Below are 5,062 nucleotides of genomic sequence, written 5' to 3'. Positions count from 1 at the left end.
GGGTTCCTGAAGAAGAAGTTTCGGATGCACGACTTCCAGCAGGGCCGCCGCAACTGCCAGCAGTTTCTGCGCAGGCACTTTGGTCTCCCCCGAGACGAATGCGCAGACAATCCGGTGTTCAGCCACTACAGCGCCGAGGAACTGGACGACCTCGCCGTTGACCGCAACGGAGACGCCATCGTGCCCATCATTCCGCTGGTGGAGGATGTGGAACCGGAAGAATTTCCGCTAGACTGGGATGTGCTCGGGATGAGCGACTGGGAGCTTGAGAGACTGGAGACAAGGATCGAGGACCGCACCAAGCGGGTCATGAACAGCTTGGTCGACCAGCACGCAGGAGGATGGTGGAAGCCGGGATTCTTTAAGTTTCTCGGCAATGTCTTTGCCCGGGACCCGATCGTGAAGAACATTATGAGCCGGATTGAGGCCAGCCTGGACGAGTACGGGCTCAGAAAATAAAGAGCCCTATTTGGAGGAGTGCCCAGACACGTCGCACACGCCAGCCATGTCCTTCAAGATCTTTGATGTCGTCCTGGGGCTTGTTGGAATTTACGTGTTTCTAAGCCTCATCTGCACCGCAGCGAAGGAGCTCATTGCCCAGTACTTCGAAAAGCGGGCCCACACGCTCCTCACTGGTCTTCGGAAGCTGCTGGACGGAAAATTCGACGCGGAGAACTCGTGGGGAGCGGTGGAGTGGGTTGGAGGAATCGAGGGGAAGGCAGACCTCTCCGCCCTCGACGACGAGAGCCTCACGAAGAAGCTCTACGACCACCCTCTCGTCCGAGGACTGGCCGAAGGCCCTCGGAAGCCCTCGTACATTCCCCCGGAGATCTTTTCCACCGCTCTGCTGGACGTCCTCGACCCCACGTCCGATGAGGAGAGCGACGAGAGCCGGACCATCGAGTCGATCCGGAACGGCATGCGGGAGCTCTCGGAGGACCACCCCCTGCGAGCAACCCTCCGCTCCCTCCTTCGCGAAGCGGGCGAGGACCTCGACCAGTTCCGGAGCGCCCTGAAGACCTGGTACGACCACAGCATGGACCGCGTCGCGAGCTGGTACAAGAAGCACACCCAGCGGGCAGTCGTGGCAATCGCGGCCATCATCGCCGTCGGGGCGAACGCCGATACGCTGCACATGGCCCGGCAGCTGTCGACGAACGATGCGCTGCGCCAGGCGGCCGTGCAGCAGTCGCAGCGGGTCGCAGCGCGGGGCGTGCCCGATACCGCTGCGTCCCTCGGCGCGCTGGCAGACTCGACTCAGAAGTACATCGGCACCTACAGAGAACTGGGGCTCCCCATCGGGTGGCAGGAGTCGGCAGCGTTCGAGGAGGACGGCCCGGAGGACCCAATGGCATTCTGGCTCTCCAAGGTCGTCGGGCTCCTCCTCACCACGATCGCCATCTCCCTGGGCGCCCCCTTCTGGTTCGACGTGCTCAAGAAGGTGTCCATGATCCGGTCCGGGGGCCGCTCGCCACGAGAGAAGTGACGGACTCCGTGGCACATCCTGGGGAATGTCCCGCCCCACCCCTTGCCACGAAGCGGCGGAGGGAACCGTCGGTCACCGGAAGCGGCGACGCAGCGCGTCCCAGATGTTGTCCATGCGCTGCAGGTTCAGAAGCAGTGCGGCTCCGAGCTTCACCGGGAAGAGGAGCGCACTCAGGACGAGCACAACCGGGTTTGGGCAGACGTTGGCGGGCTCGTAGGCGTACGTTTCCATGGGATCAGCGGCGACCGACTGACACAGAAACACCTCCGTGTCCGAAAGGATGCTCTCGCGCCAGTTCCCGGAGCGGGACGGATCGATGCCGCGCTGGTTCGGACAATCCTCCTGGTTCGAGGAGCCGATCTGACGGACGGAGAGCATCTGCTCATGGAAGGGAATCTCGACGAACTCACAGATCTCCCGGACGGTGGCCGTGGGTGCGTCGAGCACCTCCTCGAACGCCACGGTCCGGACACGGGGATGATCGCGAAAGGGCTCCACGGCCTGCACGGAGGCTCGCCAGAGCTGGCCGATCGTAAGGGGGTGGTAGTTGACCCAGGACCGGAAGGCCTCCGTGAGCGGGATGTTGGAGGCGCCCAGGAAGTGTCGCTTCCACTTTCGCTTCTGGGAAAGCAGGACGTCGCGCGGATCGCGCACCATGTGGAGGACTCGTGCCCCCGGAAAGCGCCTCAGGATCGTCTCCAGGTAGAAAATGTTGCGGGGCGTCTGTTCACAGGGCACCTGCGCCCCATGTTCTGCTGCCTCCCGGAAGAGAACGGTCCGGTACACGTCGAGCGGACCTCCGTCGGGGACCGGCGGGCCATTTTCGATCAGCGCCTCTGCGTCCGCCCGGTGGTCCGAGGAATCGTCGTCGTGCGACAGGTATCCCGCGTCTCTCTGCAGGTGGAGCAGCCGGGCAGCAACGTCAACGGCCTCGGCCCGGTCGGTAAACGTGTCCGTCCCCGGGCTCCACATCTCCTCGAAGAAGTGGAGCTCATGGAACGTGTGCACCGTGGGGTGCCGATGCAGGATGCGTCCCATCATCGTCGTCCCGCTCCGGCTGCTGCCCACGACAAAAATAGAGCGCCGGTCGTCGGAGACGTGTGCCATCCGAAGTGGGGGTGTGTGCGTTGCATCGGAGCATTTTGGGCATCTGTTCTCCTCCCCGAAACGGACGGCTGTCGCTCACGCGTACCCGAGCGCCGTCATCGTTTCGTGGAAGAGGGGAGCGACGCGGTGATCGAGGTCGACGGCTTTCGTGTCCGGCGCGGCGCGAATCGCTCGCTGCGCGTATGAGAGGGCGGTGTCGTCTTCCGAAAGGTGGCACCGCTCGAACAAGCGCCGAACGGTCTCCCGGGGCGCCGACACGAGGTCGTCGTACCGGACGCGTGTGACGGCATCCGGATATTGCTCTTCGTACCGTAGGCCTTCCTGCATCGCAAGGGCCCACTCCAGCGCCGCCCGGTCCGTGTGGCGGTCGAGACCGAGCAGTGGACCCGGACGCTCTGGGAGTGAGGGATGGGTCGGGGCCACCTGCTCCACGAGGAGGCGCCACTTGCGGTCGTCCACGCCCCACCAGTCGTGCTGCTCCCCGTCGCTCTCCGTCCCGTGCCGCTCCGACCACGCGTCGATGGAACGAATCGTGTCCCAGCCGTTGCGCACGACGAACAGGAATTGTGCGTCCGGAAAGATGGACCGGACGAACGGGACGCGAAAGACGAGTTCCGGGTACTTGTCGAGCACCCGCGACGCGCCGACAACGGTCAGGTACGCCCCGAACAGCCGGTGCGCACGGCGGACGACGTCCCCGTGGGCATCGTTGGCGCCGAGCCGATAGGCGGCCGGCCCCCGGTCGTAACTCCCAATAACGTCCTCGTGGGGATGGATGGCGTGCCAGAGCGCCTTCGGCTCGTTCAGAAACCCGACGTCCCGGTGCAGCGACAGGACCTTTCCGAGAATCGTCGTCCCGCTCCGCCCGGTGCCGACGATGAAGATCGGCCGGTGCACGGACTTGAACGACGGCATCTTCTTGGCCACGGCGAGCTGGGCGAACACGAGGGGATTAATCCACCGCCCCCGCGTCGTGACCGGCCGCCCCTCGAACAGTGCGTAGCTGACGAGCCGTGAGAGCGCTTTCGTCGGGCGGGCCCGAACGTAATCGGCGTCGAGCTGGGCAATCATCGTCGAGGGCACGACCAGGGGGCAGTTCAAACAACCTCAGAGTACACGTCCTGCACCTGCCGGTAGTGGTGTTCCGGCGAAAAGTGTTCTTCGACCTTCTTCCGCCCCTGCCGTCCCATCGCCACTGCTTCGCCGCGGTGCGTCTGCATCCACACCAGGGCCTCGCGGAGGGCCTCCACGTCGCCGGACGGAAACAGCCGTCCGTCCACTGAATCGTCGATGAGCTCCGGAATGCCACCAATGTCGGCCCCAATGACGGGTCGTGCACACGCAAGCGACTCCAGCACGGCCATCGGGCAGTTCTCGTACACCTCAGACGGCAATACTGTGCAGATGCTCCGTCGAACCAGGTCCCACAGCTCCTCTCCGTTCTGGAACCCTACGAATTCGATGTGATCGAGGCCGCGACGCGCTACTTCCGCCTCCAGCGCCTCCCGCTGCTCACCCGTCCCGGCAATCCGTACCGGCAGGTCGGTGAGGGGCGCCACCGCGTCAATCAGCGTGCGGAGGCCCTTCTCCGGTGCAATGCGCCCGAAGTACAGGACGTGCTTCCCCTCTTGAGTGGATGGCTCAAAGCGGTCCGGATCGACGAAATTGTGGACCGTCGTGATGTCGTCCGGGCCGGCCACGTCGTGCTCGATCATCTTGTCGCGCAGAAAATCGCTCACCGCAATGAAGTGATCGATGCGATGAGCATCCCCGAGCGCCCGGGAGACCGACGCCTCCAGAACGCTCAGGGCCGTGCGGGCGAGGGATCCTTCGTTGCACCGCCGCGGCAGGGCCCGCCAGAACGCGTGGCCCGCGCACGCCTCACAGATCTCCCCCTGCGACAGATGAGAGTGGACCGGGCACGTCAGCTTATACTCGTGCAGGGTCTGCACGATGGGAACGCCGGCCTCATCGAGCGGCTTGAGGATGGACGCGGTGAGCTGGCCGTAATAGATGTGCAGGAGGGCCAGGTCGAACGGCCCGCCGTCCTTGAGGAGCCGCGCCATTTGCCGACGCGCCTCCGGCGAGTACACGAAGTGCGCCGCATCACTCAGCGACGGATCCCGCGTATCGACGCCCGTGGGGAAGTAGCCGTCCCACCTCGACGGGCGATTGTCCGGATGCTGGGACGCGAAGGGGACGACCGTGTGACCCTGAGCCTCCAACAGCTCGCCGAGCCGGAGCATGCACCGGTCCGAGCCGCCCTGGACGTGATAGTGGTGCCCGGCGTTTAGGATGCGCATCGCGTGCGCGGCAGAACGTGACCAGAACGGTGCGGAGGGGTTAACAGCGTCAGGACGACGCTTGTGGATCCTTCACAGTCCTCGTGTACGTATAGGACAGATTCACCCCCACCATGAGCCAGAGATAAAAGGAAAACTGACGCGTTTCAAAGTATTGCCCGATCAG

4 protein-coding genes and 1 pseudogene are annotated in these 5,062 nt (G+C 64.3%); 2 read left to right on the top strand and 3 right to left on the bottom strand.

The window, feature by feature from the left end; translation table 11 throughout:
* Together ABEL04_RS07235 and ABEL04_RS07230 are read left to right on the top strand one after the other, a co-directional pair.
* Nucleotides 1-459: pseudogene (locus ABEL04_RS07235) on the top strand (hypothetical protein); the annotation flags it as partial.
* Nucleotides 460-505: 46 nt separating this feature from the next.
* Nucleotides 506-1,486: a hypothetical protein gene (locus ABEL04_RS07230; RefSeq protein ID WP_375801715.1), complete on the top strand. Its 981-nt coding sequence runs from the start codon at nt 506-508 to the stop codon at nt 1,484-1,486.
* A 72-nt stretch (nt 1,487-1,558) separates the two neighbouring features.
* Here the strand turns inward: ABEL04_RS07230 and ABEL04_RS07225 are convergent, their stop codons facing one another.
* The 3 genes from ABEL04_RS07225 to ABEL04_RS07215 all read right to left on the bottom strand — a co-directional run bounded on the left by ABEL04_RS07225 (nt 1,559) and on the right by ABEL04_RS07215 (nt 4,896).
* Nucleotides 1,559-2,593 carry a sulfotransferase gene (locus ABEL04_RS07225; protein ID WP_375801714.1) on the bottom strand — a complete coding sequence of 345 codons (1,035 nt, stop codon included), beginning with the start codon at nt 2,591-2,593 and terminating at the stop codon, nt 1,559-1,561.
* Nucleotides 2,594-2,668: 75 nt separating this feature from the next.
* Nucleotides 2,669-3,676, bottom strand: coding sequence for a sulfotransferase (locus ABEL04_RS07220; protein ID WP_375801713.1), 1,008 nt, complete (start codon nt 3,674-3,676; stop codon nt 2,669-2,671).
* A gap of 14 nt (nt 3,677-3,690) precedes the next feature.
* On the bottom strand, nt 3,691-4,896 hold the full coding sequence (locus ABEL04_RS07215) for a glycosyltransferase family 4 protein (protein WP_375801712.1): 1,206 nt from the start codon (nt 4,894-4,896) through the stop codon (nt 3,691-3,693).
* Nucleotides 4,897-5,062 lie beyond the last annotated feature (166 nt).

The sequence above is a fragment of the Salinibacter sp. genome (assembly GCF_042218895.1).
Taxonomy (GTDB): Bacteria; Bacteroidota; Rhodothermia; order Rhodothermales; family Salinibacteraceae; genus Salinibacter.
The sequence above is the reverse complement of the archived record's forward strand: the minus strand, read 5'-3'. Positions and strand labels throughout refer to the sequence as shown.